An 18,098-nucleotide genomic window follows, 5' to 3' on the forward strand; every position below is an offset into this window, starting at 1 on the left:
AAATGGAAAAGCTGTCAATTTCTGATCTACACATTATTTTAGTTGAGCCTTCTGACACACAAAGAAAGATCATCACCACTTTGTTGTTAAAAGAACACGTAAAGGAAATTGACCCCGTCAGTACCCTTTCCGAAGCTCGTTCAGCGGTAAAAGCGCACGGTGCTGACCTAATCGTAAGCGCGATGTACTACGAAGATGGAACCGCACTAGAACTACTTAAATTCATTAAAGAAGACGACGCATTTAAAACAATCCCCTTCATGTTGGTTTCCAGTGAAAATCGTTTAAGCAAACTAGAAGAGTTTAAGCAGGCGGGTGTTGCGGCAATTCTTCCTAAACCATTTGAACCCCTTCATTTGTCTCGTGCGTTAAACGCAAGCTTAGATTTAATCAATCACGATGAACTAGAATTAGAACTATTTGACGTACATGATGTTCGCGTACTACTTGTTGATGACAGTAAATTAGCGCGTAATCATATTCGACGCGTACTAGAAGGCATGGGGCTTCAACGCATAAAAGAAGCTGAGAATGGCGCAACGGCGCTAACTTATATAAAAGATGAACCTTTTGACCTCGTGGTTACCGACTACAATATGCCCGAAATGGATGGCAGGGAACTATCGGAATTTATCCGCTTTAATCCAGAAACCACACATATACCGATTATCATGGTAACGTCAGAGTCGGCTGACAGTGCACATATGGCTAATATTCAGCAAACAGGTGTGAACGCGCTATGCGATAAGCCTTTTGAGCCCAACGAAGTAAGACAAATGCTTTCAGCACTATTAGGTAACTAAGCGCTAAAATATTAAACGGCGTTCTCAAATTACCCACCGGCAGGTGTATATTTACGGCACCTGCCAACGCTTCATGCCCTAACCGTTTGGCTTTCTATAAAGCCAACAGCGCATTTTAATTACTTTTTCAAGTCCCCCACATTAAAAACAACTATTCAATTTGTAAAAATCGGTTGACACACATAGGCGTTCAACATACATTCAAACCTATGAAACAGAATACTATGCACGTAGCACTTTTCTTTTTTGCGTTTATATCCTTTAACTAGGGAGGCGCGGCTACATGCATGAAAACCTCCCAACTGGGAGGTTTTTTTTAGCAGAATTTTCTTATACGATAAGCACGGGAATGATATGTCAGACAATGCATTAGATACTGTTAGAGAGCGGATTACCGCTTTAGACAGTGAATTACTTACTTTACTCTCAGAACGCAGAAAGTTAACCAACGAAGTGGCTGAGACGAAAATAAAGCATCACATTCCTGTGAGAGATCAAAAGCGAGAAGAACAGCTATTGGTGCGCCTAATAAAAGAAGGCCAAAACATTGGCTTAGACCCTCATTATGTGACGCAAATTTTTCACGTTATTATTGAGGACTCTGTTTTAAACCAGCAGGCTATGCTTGCTGAACGCGCTAACCCTGGCAGTACATTGCCCTTAAACCGAGTGGCATTCTTGGGCGACAAGGGCTCTTACTCTTATCTAGCAACGCAAAAGTACTTCTCTCGTCGCCCCGGCGAATTGCTGGAAATTGGCTGTCAGAGCTTTGCTGAAATTATTCACAAAGTTGAAAGTACAGAAGCCGATTACGCGGTATTGCCTATTGAGAACACGACGTCTGGCAGTATCAATGAAGTGTATGACCAACTACAGCATACCCAACTTAGTATTATTGGTGAACTCACCCACCCTATCCGCCATACATTGTTAGTGGGAACCAACACCAGTATCGATAAAATCAAAACGCTTTACGCTCACCCTCAAGTGTTCACTCAGTGTAGCCATTTCTTAGCAGAACTAGGGAACGTAGAAGTGAAAACCATGGACAGCACTTCGTCTGCCATGTTGACAGTTAGTGAGCTTAAACGCGATGACGTAGCCGCAATAGGCAGCGAAGCGGGTGGTAACTTGTACGGCCTAATGGCAATAAAGAGTAACTTAGCAAACCAAAAAGAAAACCATAGCCGTTTTATCGTTGTTGCGCGCAACCCAGTAGTGGTTCCACTTCAAGTTCCTGCTAAAACAACACTTGTTATGTCTACCATCCAAAAGCCAGGTGCACTTGTAGAGGCCTTGTTGGTGCTACGAGAGAACAGCATCAATATGACGAAGCTTGAATCGCGTCCTATTCCAGGTAATCCATGGGAAGAGATGTTCTACATTGATGTAGAAGGCAACGTAGAAGATGGCCCTGTACAAAATGCCCTTGATGCATTGCGTGGTATTACCCGCTACATCAAAGTATTGGGCTGCTATCCAAGCGAAGAAATTAGCCCGACCAAAGTGGCCGCGGCGAGTGCGCTGGCTGATTAACACGAAAAAGGTGAGCTTTGAAGCTCACCTTTTTACCAATTAACCGCTTTATTGAAAACTACTTGTCTCTCAAAAGCTGACCATCATCCGCTTTTAACAACATCTGTTTGCTGTCTACTAAACACTTCTTCGCATAATCTCCGAACCACGCGCCGACCTTCATGAACTGTTCTACAAAGCCTTTTTTGTCGCCATTCTCAAGTAATGACAATGCAATCCCAAAACGTTCGTAAAAGCGACGTAGAAGTGCAAAGTTATCAGGGTTATTGAAAATAATATCGGCATAAAGTTGTGGTGACTGAGCGAATAACCTGCCTACCATTGCGAGTTCTAAACGATAAATAGGTGAGCTAAACATGGTGAGTGATTCCAGATTAGGATCTTCACCTTTTAAGTGTTGCCCGTACACAAACGTGTTGAAGTGACGCATTACCTGAATATAAGCCATGGCTTGGTCATGTTCTTGTGCGCTGGAGTCGTGAATGGTAGCACCCCAAATTCGCATTTGCTCAATGAGCCAACTGTATTTCTCACTGCCACGTCCGTCGCACACTACCACTACCTGTTTAATCATGCCAGGCGCGTCAGGACCAAACATGGGGTGCAGTCCAACAACCGGACCATTGTGTGCGGCAAGCATCGCCTCAAGTGGCTTAGCTTTAATACTGGTTATATCTGCAAGCACGCAATCCTCTGGCAGCATAGTAAGCTTGCTAATCACGGCTTCGGTTAGATTAATAGGCACTGCAACAACAACCAGTGAAGCACAGCTTAATAACGATGTTGCTCTACCGCTTTCCCAGTCGTCTTTTTCCACAACTGAAACGTTGTAATTACTTCGTTCGAACAAGCTCACAAACACACGGCCAAGTGCCCCTGCTCCACCAATTACAACAACGTTGTCGACATCAGGTTTCACACAGCGATATTTGTTGTTTTGCGTGTGATAAGACTCTCGCATTACTCGACGTAATAAGTCTTCGGTGAGATCGGGCGACACCCCAAGTGCTTCTGCCTGAGCACGGCGGGATGCGATCAACGCTTTTTCACGCTCTGGTACATAAACGGGCATACCAGCTTCAGCCTTAATTTGACCGACCTGGGTTGTAATTTGATTGCGTTTTGCGAGTAATTCGACAAGCTGGGTATCCAGCTCGTCGATACCTTCACGCAGCGTATCTAACTTTTTTAAGTGCTGCGATAAATCGGCCATTCTGTCTTATCCTTGAATCAAATGGCACGGGGCTTATTGGCAAATTTTTCTTGCCACTTTAGGCGTTGCTTGGATTTATGCCACCGTGCGCTTATTTTGGCGTAAGGGTAACACAGTTATTAACTTATCTCTGGTTTGAGATATTAAGTTCTCTGTTGTTTCCCAGTCGATACATCCATCTGTAATTGAAACACCGTACTCAAGTTCTTCAGGTTTTTTGCCTTCAGCTTTTTGATTGCCGGGCTTCAAATGGCTTTCCAACATAACGCCAATGATAGACTGATTGCCTTCTAGAATTTGATTAACCACATTCTGTGCAACCAAAGGCTGGCGGCGATAGTCTTTCGATGAATTTGCATGGCTGCAGTCAACAACTAAGCCTGCAGTCAATCCCGCATCTTGCAATTCAATTTCGCATTCAGACACACATACTGAATCATAGTTAGGCTGCTTTCCACCGCGCAAAATAATGTGGCCATCTGGATTACCGCTGGTCCCGATAATACTTACCTGACCTTGCTTATTGATTCCCATAAAGCGGTGACCCGATGCCGCCGATTTAAGGGCGTTTATGGCAATATCTAGGCTTCCATCTGTACCATTTTTGAATCCTACAGGCATAGACAGGCCGCTGGCCATTTCACGGTGGGTTTGCGATTCAGAGGTACGCGCACCGATAGCAGCCCAGCTAAATAGCTCAGCAAGATATTGTGGACTAATTGGATCTAGTGCTTCTGTTGCAACAGGCAGCTCTAATTCTGCAAGCCAAATTAACAACTCTCTTGCCTTACGAAGACCGGTTTCAATATCAAATGTACCGTCGATATGCGGGTCGTTAATTAAACCTTTCCAACCTGTTGTGGTACGCGGCTTTTCGAAGTACACACGCATAACGATAAATAGTGTGTCTTTGCATGATTCATGAAGCTCTTTAAGCTTAAGTGCGTACTCTTTCGCGGCTTCAACGTCGTGTATGGAACATGGTCCACACACTACAAGTAATCTATGGTCGCGACGATGAATGATATCTGAAACAATCTTTCTAGACTCAGAGATAGCCGCTAACGCTTTGTCTGACACAGGCAATTCAGCACTAAGCGCTTCAGGGGTTATAAGTACATCTTCGGTACTTACGTGAACATTATTTACGGTGTCCTTGATCATGGGAGCTCTCTTACTCTCTTAACTACAAATAAAAAACGGAAAATTAAACGCCAAAAGAGTGTGCAATCTGCATGTAAACTTTATTGTACAACCAGCTTTTTCTATATTTCTTTAACGTCATTGACTTTTTAGCAACTCAAGCGTAATAGCGCAAGTAATAACGAATAATACTTTAATCTAGGGTAGATTCGAAGCGAATGAGCATGACTGAATGGCAATAGTGCATAGGGATAGCACGATTTTTAATCGACAGTGAGGCTTTTTCCGAATTACCTCATTAGTCAAACGCTTTGTAGTGACATCCCGCCCTTACGTTTTCAAATGCTCCACGAATTTAATGGCGTAATTGACCAACATAAATAAGCTAAATTTCTCATTTATTGTCAGGATTTTGTATCATTGCGACAACGGAATAATAATGAGAACACAATGCAATATTTAGCCCTAACCTACACTGGCGACGTCGCCATTCTAACCATGCAAAATGGAGAGAACCGCCACAATCCTCTCTTCGCAAAGGAGATGTTTTCAGCGTTAAATACCATTAAAAGTAATGAAAGCTGTAAAGCGCTAGTGATCACATCAAATGATGAGAAATGCTTTAGTCTAGGTATAGACACAGACTGGCTAATGCCAGCGATGAAAGCAGCTCGCACTGAGGAAATAAAGCAATTTATGTACGGTATGGATGACGTGTTTAAAGCGCTACTTCTGTTCCCTCTTCCCGTTATTGCTGCAATCAATGGACACGCCTTCGGAAACGGAGCAATTTTGGCGTGCGCTTGTGACTTCAGATTTATGCGCGCAGACAAAGGCTTCTTCTGTTTCCCTGAAGTAGATTTATCAATCCCCTTTCTGCCCGGTATGATTGAGTTTGTTAAAAAAGCGATGCCGTATTACAGATTTAATGAAATGAAGCTTTCCGGAAGGCGTGTATCTGGTAAAGAATTAGAGCAAGATCACGTGGTAGAAAAGGCGTACGATACACAAGAGAGCTTGATGGAAGGTGCGCTGAACTACGCTAAGACCTTTGATAAAAAGCGTGGCATTTTTGGCGAACACAAAAAGCGTCTACACAAACATATCATCCACACTATCGATAACGAGAACAAACCGTTAATAGAATCGCTATCACTCATGGCATAACAATAACAGGCGCTATGGTGAAGCGTCACTTAAGACGCTTCACCGATATTTGCTAATAAGTCTTTTCATGGGCATATCGATGTTGGACTCTACACTGTTAGTTAGGCCTTGGTGTTCTCTTCCTAAAAAGATCGACTTTAACCCCCCAATGCAACGATGCAATTCTCATTAAAACTGTTACAGAGATAGAACCTAAAATGCACCAAATGTAAGGGATGTCTAGGGCAAATAAGGCGGCGTAAGTGAGACCACCGGCAAAACATGCACTCGCGTAAACATCTCCACGCATAACGTAAGGTACTTCTCTGCAAACCACATCGCGCATCAAGCCCCCGAAGATACCGGTTGTCATACCCATCGTTAGGGCGACAATCATTCCGGTTCCACTAATAAGTGCTTTCTCGATGCCTATGACATTAAAAATAGCAAGCCCTATGGTGTCGATAAGTATAAAGTAAAAATTGGAAGGAGAAGGCATATAGCGAATGAATAAGACTGTCGCGAATATAGCTGAATAGGTTGCTAGTAGATACTCTGAGGTTTCTACCCAGAAAATAGGTTTCCCTAATAGGAGGTCTCTTAAAGTACCTCCGCCAAGGGCTGTCATCACGCCGACAACGACGATGCCAAACCCATTGATACTTTTGTCATGCCCCAGCAATGCGCCCGATACAGCAAAAAATGCGACGCCAACAACGCCTAACACGATAAAGTATTCTGTACTCATCCTTCTCTCTATTAAGAAACCTTAATGTTTGTATTAAAAAACAGATTGAATGGATCGAATTTCAGGCACAAAAAAGCCCGCTTAAAGCGGGCTTTTTCGAAGTTAACAATAACGCAAGGATTAGTAATCTTAGTTAAGCTTCTCTTTGATACGTGCAGATTTACCTGAACGCTCACGTAGATAGTAAAGCTTAGCACGACGAACCGCACCGCGACGTTTCACTTCAATTGAAGAAACTGCCGGGCTGTGTGTTTGGAACACACGCTCAACGCCTTCGCCGCTAGAAATTTTACGCACGGTAAAAGACGAGTGCAGACCACGGTTACGTTTAGCGATAACAACACCTTCATAAGCCTGAAGACGCTCTTTGTCACCTTCGGTAACGCGAACTTTAACAACTACTGTGTCACCTGGACCAAACGCAGGAACATCAGTCTTTAGCTGTGCTTCTTCGATTTTTTTGATGATATCTTGACTGACTTTGCTCATCATATCCTCTCGTCCTAGTTAACTGTCATCTTGCTGCAGTTGCGCTTGGAATAATTCAAGCAAACGCTGCTGCTCCTCAGTCAGAGCTAGGTGATTTAACAATTCAGGGCGACGCTGCCAGGTTCTACCTAATGATTGCATCAATCGCCACTGCCTAATTTTTTCATGGTCCCCACTTAACAACACATCAGGTACCTTTTGACCATCGAGTATTTCGGGCCGCGTATAGTGCGGGCAATCCAAAAGACCGTCAGTGAAAGAATCTTCAACTGCTGAGGCTTTATGCCCCAACACGCCAGGAACTAATCGAGCAACCGCGTCCATAAGGACCATTGCTGGCAGTTCACCGCCGCTTAGCACGTAATCACCAATAGAGACTTCTTCATCTACATGGCTTTCGATTACTCGCTCGTCGATGCCTTCATATCGACCGCAAATTAAAATTGTGCGGTCAATGTTAGCAAGGCGCTGTACGCCTGCTTGGTCAAGGGGTTTCCCTTGTGGTGATAAGTAGATCACCTTACTTTTTTCGCCACCCACTTTCTTGGCAGCTTGTATTGCGTCGGTTAGCGGTTTTACCATCATCAGCATACCGGGTCCGCCTCCGTAGGGGCGATCGTCTACTGTACGATGGCGATCATGTGTAAAGTCACGGGGGTTGAAGGTGTCAACCGATAACGTTCCAGACTTAACTGCTCGACCTATAACACCCTGTTGGGTAAAAGGGGCGAACATATCTGGAAACAGGCTAACAACGCCGAACCACTTTTCCGGTGTCACTTAAAACCCCGGGTCCCAGTCAACTTTAATGACCTTCGCTTCCTTATCCACCTCTTGTACGACTTCGTCGAACACAAAAGGTAATAGTCTTTCTTTTTGACCAAAAGCATCGCCTACATTCGCTTTAACGTGAATCACGTCGTTAGCACCTGTATTAAACACTTCTTTCACCACACCCAAGTCGTAACCTTGCGTTGTTACTACTTTCATGCCGGTTAGCTCACGCCAATAAACCCCTTCGTCGCCTAAATCAGGCAGCTGTGAAGCATTTATGTTGATATCCAAGTTTTTGATGCGCTCGGCATCATCTCGACTATCAACGCCCACAATTTTTGCAACGAGGCTTTTACCGTGCGGTCGCCACTGGTCAATTTGGTATTCCTTTTCATCGCCAAGAAACCATGGCGCGTACTCAAAAATACCTTCTGGCGTTTCTGTATAGCTGTTGATTTTGACCCAACCTTTAACACCGTACGGTGCGCCAATTTTGCCAACAATCACTTTGTCAGACGCTAGACTCATCTATACCACCAGTTAATAACAGCTTACGCTGCAGATTTTTTCGCTTCTTTTACCAAGCTAGAAACGCGATCTGATAAGCTCGCGCCTACGCCAACCCAGTATTCAACACGCTCTAGATCTACGCGAAGACGTTCCGCTTGACCTTGTGCAGTTGGGTTGAAGAAACCGATGTTTTCAATGAAACGACCGTTTCTTGCACGACGGCTATCAGCCACCACTAGTTGATAAAATGGACGCTTTTTCGCGCCACCACGCTGTAAACGAATAGTAACCATAAATGCCTCAAACTCGTTGTAGCGTTACCGTTAACTTAAGCCTTCAAACTACGACTAAAAATTAGACGCCAATTAGAAGGCCGCCGAATTATACGGATATCGCCACTCAATGCAAGTAAAAGTCTTGCTTAACTTATAATTAGCGCGTGCTCGGTGACATTACTTTAATCATTGTCGATAGCAGCACTTTAATCATCGTCGAAAGCAGCACCACAACAAGCCAGGCTCAACAAGCAATTAACGGCGGCGTTTTTGTTGTCTTCGTATTGGGGGAAGTTAATTTCGAGAAATTTCAAAGACGACGCAGGGTTACACTTGCGTCGTTATAGTCGTAGGGAACGTTTTGCCACTGTGGCTTTTTAAGCGCTTGTGATTTTGTCTCTTCTGCCTCGGCAAGTTTGTTTGATTTGAGTATTAAGCTGGGAAAGCCTTGGGCGCCTATACTACGCGCCATATGCATTTCTTCGTTTAATTTCTCAATTGTACTTTCACTATTGAGTGCTATTTCAAAGCGCTCGACATCAAGCCCTATTTCTTCAGCAAATGCTATCAAGGTATCAAAATCCGACGGGTTTTTCGCATTCAGGTAATACCCTTCTTGAATTGCCTTGATCATTGCCTTCTCTAATGCTTTTACTTCATCGCTATCTCTAGCCTGCGCTTTTGCTGCAAGAACTGCTCGACACGAAGGATAGGTCGAACGACGAGGCTGACACTTTGTCCAAAAATCATAGTTGAATTGTGTTCCAGGCACACGATCTTGAATAGTTTGCCAATAGCCTGCAATAGTAAGTTTCATTTGTTCCGGCATAGGTAAATCACTATCCGGTGCGAGCCCGCCAAGCAAGTAGACAACCTCAATGTCGTTGGGTAACTCACGCTGTATTTGCTCCCAAGTAGGAACGAATGCCCAACACCAACTGCACATTGGATCATGAACATAATACAAAGTACGTGTTTCACTCATCATTATTTTCCCCGTTTTAACTATTTTGCTTTGCTTCTGCGACGTTAACTTTCATCCCAGCGTAAATACTGCCGCTGTAATCGCATTGCCTACGTCCAATGTACATGCTTTGCCGTATAATCCAAATAATGAATTTTAATAAGCGTAGCGAAATCAACGCTATGAATTAGTTATGCGCATGAAGAGGTAATTTTGACAACACCACTCGCTAGTGTATCAACCAAACAAGTCTTACAGTGGATTGGCTCACATTTACTTCGCTACAAAGCGCGCGTTGTAGGTGCAGTTATAGCACTTTTCACGGCCGCAGTTGCATGGCTTTTACTTGGGCAAGGCATTAAGTACGCTATCGACAGCGGCTTCATAGAAAACGCAGCGGATACGTTAAACAAAGCCACAGTATTAGTGCTAGCCATTACTATCGTGGCCTGTTTAGCAACATATGCGCGCTTTTACTTAATGACTTGGCTTGGGGAGCGCGTTAGTGCTGATATCAGAAACCAGGTATATGCGCACTTGCTGTCTCTTCCGCCTTCATTTTTTGCGGAACTTAGAACTGGCGAGGTCATTTCTCGATTTACCAGCGACACTACAATTATCCAGACTGTAGTGGGAATGAGTTTGTCGATGACCCTTCGCTCGGTCGTGACTTTCGTTGGTGCACTGGCACTTATGACGTTTTCTAGTCCCCTTCTTACCTTCTGTGTAATTGTTGCAGTACCCGCGGTGCTGGTTCCTATCAAGGTACTGGCGCCTCAAGTGCGCCGTTATGCCAAAGAAAGCCAGGACAAAGTGGCAGACTTGGGTGCACGCATTGATGAAAGTCTCCATGAAATTATGACCGTACAGGCCTATACCGCTGAAAATGCCGAACGACTGCATTTCTCTAAAAAGGTAGAGCTTGCCATGGACGTAGCTAAAAAGCGTATTCACTATCGCTCACTACTTATTGGCTGCATCATGTGTATCAGTATGACGGCCATCATCTTTATTGCTTGGGTAGGGGCAAGGCAAGTATTAGACGGCACTATGACCGTAGGTGAACTCTCAGCTTTCCTTTTCTATGCCGTAATGGCTGGCGGCAGTGTGGCCACAATCAGCGAAGTCATTGGTGAAGTACAGCGAGGTGTTGGTGCAAGTGAGCGTTTGTACGAGCTATTTACCACTGAGCCTTCTATTCGATCTTTGAATGGTGACACAGCTGAAGCCTCTGCTTCTTCAACGTACTCAGCATTAAAAGGAGCAAGCGCTAAACCGATAATCTCCAAAGCGGCACCAAAAATAGAATTGGAAAATGTCAGCTTTGCTTACCCCAACAGCAAACCTTTGTTTGATAATTTAAACATTAACATTCAAGCAGGAGAACGTCTTGCTCTGGTAGGAGCAAGTGGCGCAGGCAAAACAACGCTATTTCAATTATTAATGCGCTTCTACGACCCAAGTGCCGGACAAATACTGTTCAATGGTGCGCCTATCAACAAAATGCCTGTAGACGTTCTGCGCCAACATATTGCGATAGTTACCCAAGAGCCCGTCGTCTTTGCTGATACCGTGTTGGAAAATATTCGCTACGGCAGCCCACATGCAAGTGACGACGCCGTGATAAATGCAGCGAAGCAGGCATTTGCCCACGAATTTATCGATAACCTAGATGAGCGCTACAACACACAGTTAGGCGAACGAGGCGTAAAACTTTCTGGCGGTCAAAAACAACGTATTGCTATTGCTCGCGCTATTTTGGCCGACCGCCCAATTTTACTCCTCGATGAAGCAACAAGTGCGCTTGATGCGATGAGTGAGCGTATGGTTCAACAAGCGATAGATAGATTAATGGTAGGTAAAACCAGCATTGTGATTGCTCACCGACTTGCGACGGTGCAGCACGCCGATCGCATATTAGTTATGGATAAAGGTCAGGTCGTAGGAAGCGGCGACCATGCATCGTTAATGAAAAGCGATACCCTGTACAGGGAATACGCCGAACTGCAATTGCTTAGCTGAACCGCCTGTGGTGCTATACGGTACAAACAACGAGGTCGACCAATCGACTACAAAACATACGTTTTGGTAATACAAAAATAAAGGGCCAGCAGCTTTTTCTGCACAGGTTCCAATAACGCTACGGGTTTAAAATGAAAAATTCATTCTATGGTGCAATGAAGACATGGACAGGTCTTTGCGCTCTTTTTTTAATCATGGTGCCAACTGCAAATGCGCAGTTTATGGGAGACAGGCAAGCAAAGCTTGTAGTAACCAAGCCCATTGAATTTATGAACGAAACGCGAAAAGTGGAAGCAGTAGGTAGTGCTGAAGCCGTTCGTTCAATTGTGTTGTATCCTGCCGTCGCTGATGAAGTAACAGAAATTAACTTTGTCCCTGGGCAAACAGTAGAAAAAGGAAAGGTGCTTGTTCGTCTTGATGATAGACGTCAGCAAACGGCATTAAAACGCGCCAAACTCACTTTGGAAGACGCACAGCGCACCGTAGAACGATTAGCATCAAGCTATAAGCAAGGCGCTGTGCCGGTCAGTGAATTGGACTTAGCACGCACTCAACGTGACCTTGCAGAAGTTGCATTGGAAGAAGCTCAAGCCGATTTACAAGACAGACACATCGTTGCGCCTTTTGATGGTGTGGTGGGCATTACCGACGTTGAAGTAGGCGATCGCATTAACGAGCAGACTGTGATCACTACACTGGATAACAGAAGCAAACTCTTTATTAACTTCAGAGCGCCTGAAGCAGCATTGCCCGTTTTACTGAATGCGCCTAATGTCACGCTGGAACCATGGAGCGATAAAGAGCAAAAGGTAAAAGCCGAGATAGCACAAATAGACTCTCGCATAAACGAAGCGGACCGAACACTTCGCGCACGCGCATTATTGGATAACTCGTCTGATAAGTTCCGCCCAGGAATGAGCTTTAGGGTCAATCTAAGTATCGAAGGTGAGCGCTATGCAGCCGTGCCTGAAGCTGCGTTACTGTGGGGAGCAACAGGCGCCTATATATGGCTTGCTGAAGATGGAAAGGCTAAACGTGTAGATGTGAGCGTTCACCAACGCCTAAGAGGAACTATCTTAGTTTCAGGCGATATTAAAGAAAGCGACACATTAATTTCGGAAGGTGTTCAGCGCTTGCGCACTGGACAAGAAATTACCACCGAACTGGCCGGAGGACCAAAAGGTGAGTGATCCAAATCTTTCTTCTTCGGTAAGCGATCTGCCCTCACTTTCTATACGACGCCCAGTTTTAATTGTCGTTTTAAATTTGCTTATTGCTATCGCAGGTCTTGCGGCGTTAAGCGGTCTCGAAGTGCGTGAACTTCCTGATGTTGACACGCCTCGCGTCACGGTAACAGCGCAATTTCCAGGCGCGTCACCTGAAACTGTAGATGCCGAAGTAACAGGTCGCCTTGAAGGTGCCGTAGCGCGAGTTAGTGGTGTGAAAGACATTTACGCGCAAAGTGAAGAAAACTCAGCCCGTGTTCGCGTTGAGTTTCGCCCCGGTGTAAACTTAGAAGATGCCGCCAATGAAGTACGTGAATCAGTTAGCCGCGTACAACGCCAACTTCCCGACGACGTTGAACAAGTAGCGATTATCCGCGCAGACAGCGACGCCCAAGCGGTAGTTAGCCTTGCTATCTCTAGCGACACACTGGATATGGAAACCCTCACCGAGCGCGTTGATACCGATGTAGCGCCTTTATTTTTAAGTATTCCCGGCGTTGCCGATGTTACGTTAAATGGCGACAGAGAACGCGTATTGCGCGTGTCGGTTGACCCCTTGCGTTTAACCAGTTTCGGCTTATCAATGAGCGACATAGCAGAAGCACTCGCACTGGCACCTTTTGATGTACCCGCAGGCAGTATACAGTCGGCTGAACAGGCGCTTATCGTACGCGCTGATGCAACATCAGTATCAGCAGAAGATGTGGGAAACATTGTGGTTAGCGGCGACATACGTGTTAATGACGTCGCCAGTGTTTATTTCGGTCCGGCCGACACCACTAGTGTAGTTCGCTTAGACGGCACACCAGTAATAGGCGTTGGCGTTATTCGCCAAGCAAGCTCTAACACCATCGAGATTTCTGATGAAGTGCTAGCTATGGTCAAAGACCTCGATAAGCGTTTTGCCGACATGAATATCGTAGTGACAGCAGACGACGCAGAATTTATTCGTGATTCTGTCAAAGAAGTCGTGATATCGCTTAGCCTTACTGTAGCGTTAGTCGTAGTAACATTACTGGTATTTATTGGTTCATGGCGCGCTACCATCGTTCCTGCACTATCTATCCCGGTATCATTGGCAGGCGCTCTGGCAATTATTTGGGGTATGGGCTTTTCAATTAATATTCTTACCCTACTTGCCCTTGTTCTTGCCACTGGCATGATAGTGGACGACGCTATTGTAGTGTCTGAAAATATTCAGCGACGCAGAAGTATGGGTTTAGGTGCTCGCGCTGCCGCCGTAGTCGGCACCCGGGAAGTGTTTTTCGCTGTAGTGGCAACCACAGCCGTACTCGCTTCCGTATTTATTCCTATCGCTTTCCTTCCATCAACTGCAGGCCGATTGTTTAGAGAGTTTGGTGGCGTGTTAGCTGGCGCTGTGGTGATCTCTTCTTTTGTTGCGCTGTCGCTAGTACCTGCACTTACGGCTCGACTCAAAGTAAAAGAAACAAAAGCTAACGGCTGGTTTAGTCAAACCTTTGGTCGCTTTGGCAATGCCTGCCTTCGCGTATATCAAGCGTCACTATTAAAAGCCCTTAAATATGGTTGGGTAGTGGGCATACTAAGTCTAGCCGCTGGCGGTGGTGCTTATATATTGTCACAAAATATCGATAACGAGCTTCTACCAAGTGAAGATAGAGGCACAATTCGTATATTTGCACGAGGCCCTGATGGCGCGGGTCTTAATTTTATGGATAGACAAGCTGAAAAAATGGAAGAGCTACTGCTACCTTATGTGGACAATGGCACCATTGACTCTATTTACACCGTGGTTGGCTCATGGGACCCGAACATCGTATTTATCACTGCACCACTTAAACATTGGGATGAACGGGATAAATCACTGCAAGATGTCGTAAACGAAATACGTCCTAAACTACAGCAAATACCTGGTGCGCCTGGCAATGCCTTTGGCGGTAACAGTCTTAATTTGCGCGGCCAAGGTGGTGGTTTAGAGATTGCACTTACCGGCGATACCTACGAGAATATTTTTATAGCTGCACAAAGCTTCTCCCGTCAGCTTGAAGAAAACTTACCCGAATTGGGAAGGCCTAGAATTAGCTACGACCCAACACAACCTCAAATGCGCGTAAATATAGACAGACGTCGCGCAGAAGAGTTGGGGGTTCCGCTCAACGATATTGCCAGCACATTGCGCGCCGCCGTTAATGGCGATGATATTGCCGACTTAAACGTAGGCGATCAAGCTATTCCGATTATGCTGCAAACCAATAATCGCAGTACTTTAGATCCTTCAGACCTTACCAGTCTTTATGTTAAGAGCGACGATGGAAACTTAGTGCCTCTTTCAAGCGTGGCCTTTATCAGTGAAGAAGGTGTTGCAGCAGAATTAGAGCGTCAAGCACAGCGACGTGCGATAAAAGTGGAAATGGAGTTACCAGAAGATGTGGCGCTTAGCGATGTGGTGGATGAAATTCGCACTTTAGCACTCGATACTCTACCTGATGGCATTGGGTTAGTATTCTTAGGCGAAGCACAAACTTATGAAGAAACGTCTAAGCAAGTAGCGCTTACCTATGTGTTGGCTTTTGTTATTGTACTGCTTGTATTGGCTGCACAATTTGAAAGTGTGAACAGTGCGGTTGTGGTTATGCTTACCGTTCCTTTTGGTATTGCAGCCGCGGTCTATGCCCTGTTTTTAACCGGCACCAGCATTAATATTTACTCGCAAATTGGCTTGGTAATGTTGATAGGTCTTCTCGCCAAAAACGCGATTCTTTTGATTGAATTTGCCGACCAGCTTCGCGATAAGGGTTATGATATTTACGATGCTATCGTTGAGGCTGGTAGAGTGCGATTACGCCCTATTATGATGACGCTGGTTTCAACAATCCTAGGTGGCCTGCCGCTCATTCTGTCCACAGGCGCTGGCGCAGAAGCTCGTAATGCTATTGGTTGGGTGGTTTTTGGTGGTTTAGGTATAGCTGTAGTATTTACTCTTTACCTCACGCCAGTGTTATATCTTGCACTTGCCCGCTTCACCAAGCCTCGTGCCGATGAAAGCGCTAAGCTTGAGAAGGAAATGGAAGAAGCCAACGCACAGCATTCCTAGGATTTTCCCGCTTAAGTAGGCGCTATGCCTATTTAAGATCTAAACGGCGACTGTGCGCTAGGTTTGCTTTGAGAAATAAGAGAGACGCCCAAGCTACGTGTGTTGTAACAACAAGTGTTACTACCCGCGTTAAGGCTTGGGCGTTTTTTTATTAAAAAACGGCTGATGCTAGAGCTTTCAAATGGATTAAGAACCTACTGCCCTAGTAGGCTTTACAGAACGCTTTGGCTTTCGCCTTGCCGGTAAAGGCGAGTAGTTGATCGACCATTCTATCAAAGTAAGGGTTGTAGGTTAGCCTTGCGTACACGCGGTCGTGCTCACTGTTTGCTAAATTTTCTTCAGCGTTACCAGGCTTAAATCCCCACGGTCCGTACCACACTTCCTCTCCCGCTTTGCAGCGCGCTTCAGCGTCACTACCTTGCCCGTTATCACATATGCGGAAGTCACTCGCAGTACCATATAGCGGGTTGTTATCTGAAAAAAGTGTACTCATATGGGAGGCTGCGCTAATCCGCTGCTCCGGAACCTTCATGGTTTGCATGACGAGTGTATTTTCAGGTACATCGGGTTCACCCTCACCCTGCCACAATAAACACTTGTGTGGATGAGTAAAATTATCTCTAAACTGTTCAGCTACTTTTTTTGTGTCAACCACACTGTCTTTTTCTGCCACCACCATAAGCACAGGTAAATTCAACGCACGCTTTTCTTTTTCCGATTTAGAGAATAAATCTTGAAGCACATTTACGCTTTCTTGATAGGCAGCGAACCCTGGCATTGCAGTGGAGTTATAGCGGCTTGGGTTATCTTCTTCTTCAACATTAGGCCAGGGAAATAATGAGTCAATATAAGGCGCTAACCGAGACACAAAGAAGCGTGATTTAAAGGCTGGTGAAAAATGCATTAGCCCTTTTATATCAAGCTCTTCAGCCATCGAAAAACTCGCTATTGTGGTTAAATTAGCGCCTGTCGAAAAGCCACCAATGTAGAGGTTGTCTACTTCTTCGGAAAACAGTCGTATGTGATGATTAGTTTCTGTCTGCCACTGCTGATAGCTAACATTTAACATGTCTCCGGGTTTCGAGCCGTGTCCCGGCAACAAGATGGTTCTAACGTGAATGCCCTCACTGCACATGGCGTTGGCGACATCACGAAAAAAGTAAGGTGAATCGCCTAATCCATGAACTAACAAGACGCCAATATTGCGGTATTGTGTGCCGCATTCAAATGGCATATTCATGGACATTTCTTGTGCTTTGTCGTCAGAAATAAATGCCCTATGTTCAAGCAAGTAACGTTCAACTTCATTTAGGTAATTATCGAAAGGCTGCACACCAACCGGGAAGGCCTGTGCACTGGCGCTGAACTGAGAACTGTGCGACGAATGGCAGCCGCTCAATAAGAACAGCGCGAGAGAAGCAGCACATGCGTGTGCTGCTTTAACGGTAAAATTTGGCATTGTTAACGTTTAGGTCTGTGGCAATAAAAAAGCGATTATTGCAGTGTATCTTTACCCGAAACTAAAGCTTTGGCGAGTAATTTATGGGTAAGTAATGATAGAAGTTCGGTTTCTTCCTCGCTTCGCTCGCCATCAACGCCTGTGATCGCCATCGCCACTTCTAGTGTTTTCTCAGCATCAAACGACAAGTCATGTTTTAAGCTGCGTAAAAACGTAATGGCATCACCGGTGTCAATGGCCTTTCGGGTTTGGTAGATAGTATCGTTAAGAAATGCTTCGCGGCAGATTGGACTTTGCCAGTCTAAAGACTCGACCATTGCATTCAGGTAGTCTTGTTCAGACAGCGTGACCATTCCATCGACTTGATAAAGTAAAACTGAAAGCTTGATAAGGGCTTGGTTAAAACTTTGTTGTTCTGATAATTGCATAACACTCTTCCTCTTCGTACTGTACGCGGCAGTACCACAACATGCTCTGCATCCTAGCAGTAGCGATAATTTTTTTGTGTCTACACCGAGCTATTTAACACCCAAAGCATCAATAACGCGTCGTTGTTGAACTACGATAGGACCTATAAACCTTTAACTTGGTTCCAAGGTTTAACAGGGCTAATAATGTAGACCGCTGAATTGACGATAGTGTTACGCCGCGATGAAGCTTTTAGTTCACAATGTTAAATAAGTGTAAACACCTATTGCATTATAGGTGTTTTTTGAC

Annotated in this window: 16 protein-coding genes; 6 read left to right on the forward strand and 10 right to left on the reverse strand. The window is 45.0% G+C overall.

What is annotated here, in order from left to right:
• Window positions 1–2: 2 nt before the first annotated feature.
• Both KUL49_RS08490 and pheA read left to right on the forward strand, forming a co-directional pair.
• Window positions 3–803 (forward strand): response regulator, encoded by an 801-nt coding sequence (locus tag KUL49_RS08490; protein ID WP_131137016.1) that lies wholly within the window; start codon window positions 3–5, stop codon window positions 801–803.
• Window positions 804–1,157: 354 nt separating this feature from the next.
• On the forward strand, window positions 1,158–2,339 hold the full coding sequence (gene pheA / locus KUL49_RS08495; protein ID WP_039227282.1) for a prephenate dehydratase: 1,182 nt from the start codon (window positions 1,158–1,160) through the stop codon (window positions 2,337–2,339).
• A 58-nt stretch (window positions 2,340–2,397) separates the two neighbouring features.
• Here the strand turns inward: pheA and tyrA are convergent, their stop codons facing one another.
• Complete coding sequence (gene tyrA / locus KUL49_RS08500; protein WP_014976023.1) at window positions 2,398–3,552, reverse strand: bifunctional chorismate mutase/prephenate dehydrogenase; 1,155 nt, start codon at window positions 3,550–3,552, stop codon at window positions 2,398–2,400.
• Window positions 3,553–3,627: 75 nt separating this feature from the next.
• Window positions 3,628–4,716 carry a 3-deoxy-7-phosphoheptulonate synthase gene (locus KUL49_RS08505; protein ID WP_014948838.1) on the reverse strand — a complete coding sequence of 363 codons (1,089 nt, stop codon included), beginning with the start codon at window positions 4,714–4,716 and terminating at the stop codon, window positions 3,628–3,630.
• A gap of 429 nt (window positions 4,717–5,145) precedes the next feature.
• Between KUL49_RS08505 and KUL49_RS08510 the strand changes: the two genes are divergently transcribed.
• Window positions 5,146–5,862 (forward strand): enoyl-CoA hydratase/isomerase family protein, encoded by a 717-nt coding sequence (locus KUL49_RS08510; RefSeq protein WP_131137017.1) that lies wholly within the window; start codon window positions 5,146–5,148, stop codon window positions 5,860–5,862.
• Window positions 5,863–5,959: 97 nt separating this feature from the next.
• Here KUL49_RS08510 and KUL49_RS08515 read toward each other — a convergent pair whose 3' ends face one another.
• The 6 genes from KUL49_RS08515 to KUL49_RS08540 all read right to left on the reverse strand — a co-directional run bounded on the left by KUL49_RS08515 (window position 5,960) and on the right by KUL49_RS08540 (window position 9,622).
• A complete protein-coding gene (locus KUL49_RS08515; RefSeq protein WP_014948836.1) occupies window positions 5,960–6,589 on the reverse strand; it encodes a trimeric intracellular cation channel family protein in 630 nt (209 codons plus the stop codon).
• A gap of 129 nt (window positions 6,590–6,718) precedes the next feature.
• Window positions 6,719–7,078 (reverse strand): 50S ribosomal protein L19, encoded by a 360-nt coding sequence (gene rplS / locus KUL49_RS08520; protein ID WP_024015986.1) that lies wholly within the window; start codon window positions 7,076–7,078, stop codon window positions 6,719–6,721.
• Window positions 7,079–7,096: 18 nt separating this feature from the next.
• Window positions 7,097–7,858: a tRNA (guanosine(37)-N1)-methyltransferase TrmD gene (trmD, locus tag KUL49_RS08525; RefSeq protein WP_014948834.1), complete on the reverse strand. Its 762-nt coding sequence runs from the start codon at window positions 7,856–7,858 to the stop codon at window positions 7,097–7,099.
• The gene (rimM, locus tag KUL49_RS08530) at window positions 7,859–8,380 is read right to left on the reverse strand and encodes a ribosome maturation factor RimM (RefSeq protein ID WP_039233395.1); all 522 of its coding nucleotides are present in this window, start codon (window positions 8,378–8,380) and stop codon (window positions 7,859–7,861) included.
• A gap of 23 nt (window positions 8,381–8,403) precedes the next feature.
• The gene (rpsP, locus tag KUL49_RS08535) at window positions 8,404–8,655 is read right to left on the reverse strand and encodes a 30S ribosomal protein S16 (protein ID WP_014948832.1); all 252 of its coding nucleotides are present in this window, start codon (window positions 8,653–8,655) and stop codon (window positions 8,404–8,406) included.
• Between the two features lie 292 nt (window positions 8,656–8,947).
• Window positions 8,948–9,622 carry a DsbA family protein gene (locus KUL49_RS08540; protein WP_131137055.1) on the reverse strand — a complete coding sequence of 225 codons (675 nt, stop codon included), beginning with the start codon at window positions 9,620–9,622 and terminating at the stop codon, window positions 8,948–8,950.
• A 192-nt stretch (window positions 9,623–9,814) separates the two neighbouring features.
• Between KUL49_RS08540 and KUL49_RS08545 the strand changes: the two genes are divergently transcribed.
• From KUL49_RS08545 to KUL49_RS08555, 3 genes are all read left to right on the forward strand, one after another.
• Window positions 9,815–11,623 carry an ABC transporter transmembrane domain-containing protein gene (locus tag KUL49_RS08545; protein ID WP_131137018.1) on the forward strand — a complete coding sequence of 603 codons (1,809 nt, stop codon included), beginning with the start codon at window positions 9,815–9,817 and terminating at the stop codon, window positions 11,621–11,623.
• Window positions 11,624–11,754: 131 nt separating this feature from the next.
• Window positions 11,755–12,813, forward strand: coding sequence for an efflux RND transporter periplasmic adaptor subunit (locus KUL49_RS08550; protein ID WP_131137019.1), 1,059 nt, complete (start codon window positions 11,755–11,757; stop codon window positions 12,811–12,813).
• Entirely contained in the window at window positions 12,806–15,922 is a 3,117-nt protein-coding gene (locus KUL49_RS08555; protein ID WP_131137020.1) for an efflux RND transporter permease subunit, read from the forward strand. The genes KUL49_RS08550 and KUL49_RS08555 overlap by 8 nt, the downstream gene beginning before the upstream one ends.
• A gap of 202 nt (window positions 15,923–16,124) precedes the next feature.
• Here KUL49_RS08555 and KUL49_RS08560 read toward each other — a convergent pair whose 3' ends face one another.
• Both KUL49_RS08560 and KUL49_RS08565 read right to left on the reverse strand, forming a co-directional pair.
• On the reverse strand, window positions 16,125–17,381 hold the full coding sequence (locus KUL49_RS08560; protein WP_131137021.1) for a carboxylesterase: 1,257 nt from the start codon (window positions 17,379–17,381) through the stop codon (window positions 16,125–16,127).
• Between the two features lie 35 nt (window positions 17,382–17,416).
• On the reverse strand, window positions 17,417–17,809 hold the full coding sequence (locus tag KUL49_RS08565) for a TerB family tellurite resistance protein (RefSeq protein ID WP_014948825.1): 393 nt from the start codon (window positions 17,807–17,809) through the stop codon (window positions 17,417–17,419).
• Window positions 17,810–18,098: the final 289 nt, after the last annotated feature.

The sequence above is a fragment of the Alteromonas sp. KUL17 genome (genome assembly GCF_006538305.1).
Lineage (GTDB): Bacteria > Pseudomonadota > Gammaproteobacteria > Enterobacterales > Alteromonadaceae > Alteromonas > Alteromonas macleodii.

Coding starts and splice junctions, on each gene's coding strand:
- KUL49_RS08490 (WP_131137016.1), top strand. CDS start 3: ATGGAAAAGCTGTCAATTTCTGATCTACACATTATTTTAGTTGAGCCT.
- pheA (WP_039227282.1), top strand. CDS start 1,158: ATGTCAGACAATGCATTAGATACTGTTAGAGAGCGGATTACCGCTTTA.
- tyrA (WP_014976023.1), bottom strand. CDS start 3,552: ATGGCCGATTTATCGCAGCACTTAAAAAAGTTAGATACGCTGCGTGAA.
- KUL49_RS08505 (WP_014948838.1), bottom strand. CDS start 4,716: ATGATCAAGGACACCGTAAATAATGTTCACGTAAGTACCGAAGATGTA.
- KUL49_RS08510 (WP_131137017.1), top strand. CDS start 5,146: ATGCAATATTTAGCCCTAACCTACACTGGCGACGTCGCCATTCTAACC.
- KUL49_RS08515 (WP_014948836.1), bottom strand. CDS start 6,589: ATGAGTACAGAATACTTTATCGTGTTAGGCGTTGTTGGCGTCGCATTT.
- rplS (WP_024015986.1), bottom strand. CDS start 7,078: ATGAGCAAAGTCAGTCAAGATATCATCAAAAAAATCGAAGAAGCACAG.
- rimM (WP_039233395.1), bottom strand. CDS start 8,380: ATGAGTCTAGCGTCTGACAAAGTGATTGTTGGCAAAATTGGCGCACCG.
- rpsP (WP_014948832.1), bottom strand. CDS start 8,655: ATGGTTACTATTCGTTTACAGCGTGGTGGCGCGAAAAAGCGTCCATTT.
- KUL49_RS08540 (WP_131137055.1), bottom strand. CDS start 9,622: ATGAGTGAAACACGTACTTTGTATTATGTTCATGATCCAATGTGCAGT.
- KUL49_RS08550 (WP_131137019.1), top strand. CDS start 11,755: ATGAAAAATTCATTCTATGGTGCAATGAAGACATGGACAGGTCTTTGC.
- KUL49_RS08560 (WP_131137021.1), bottom strand. CDS start 17,381: ATGCCAAATTTTACCGTTAAAGCAGCACACGCATGTGCTGCTTCTCTC.
- KUL49_RS08565 (WP_014948825.1), bottom strand. CDS start 17,809: ATGCAATTATCAGAACAACAAAGTTTTAACCAAGCCCTTATCAAGCTT.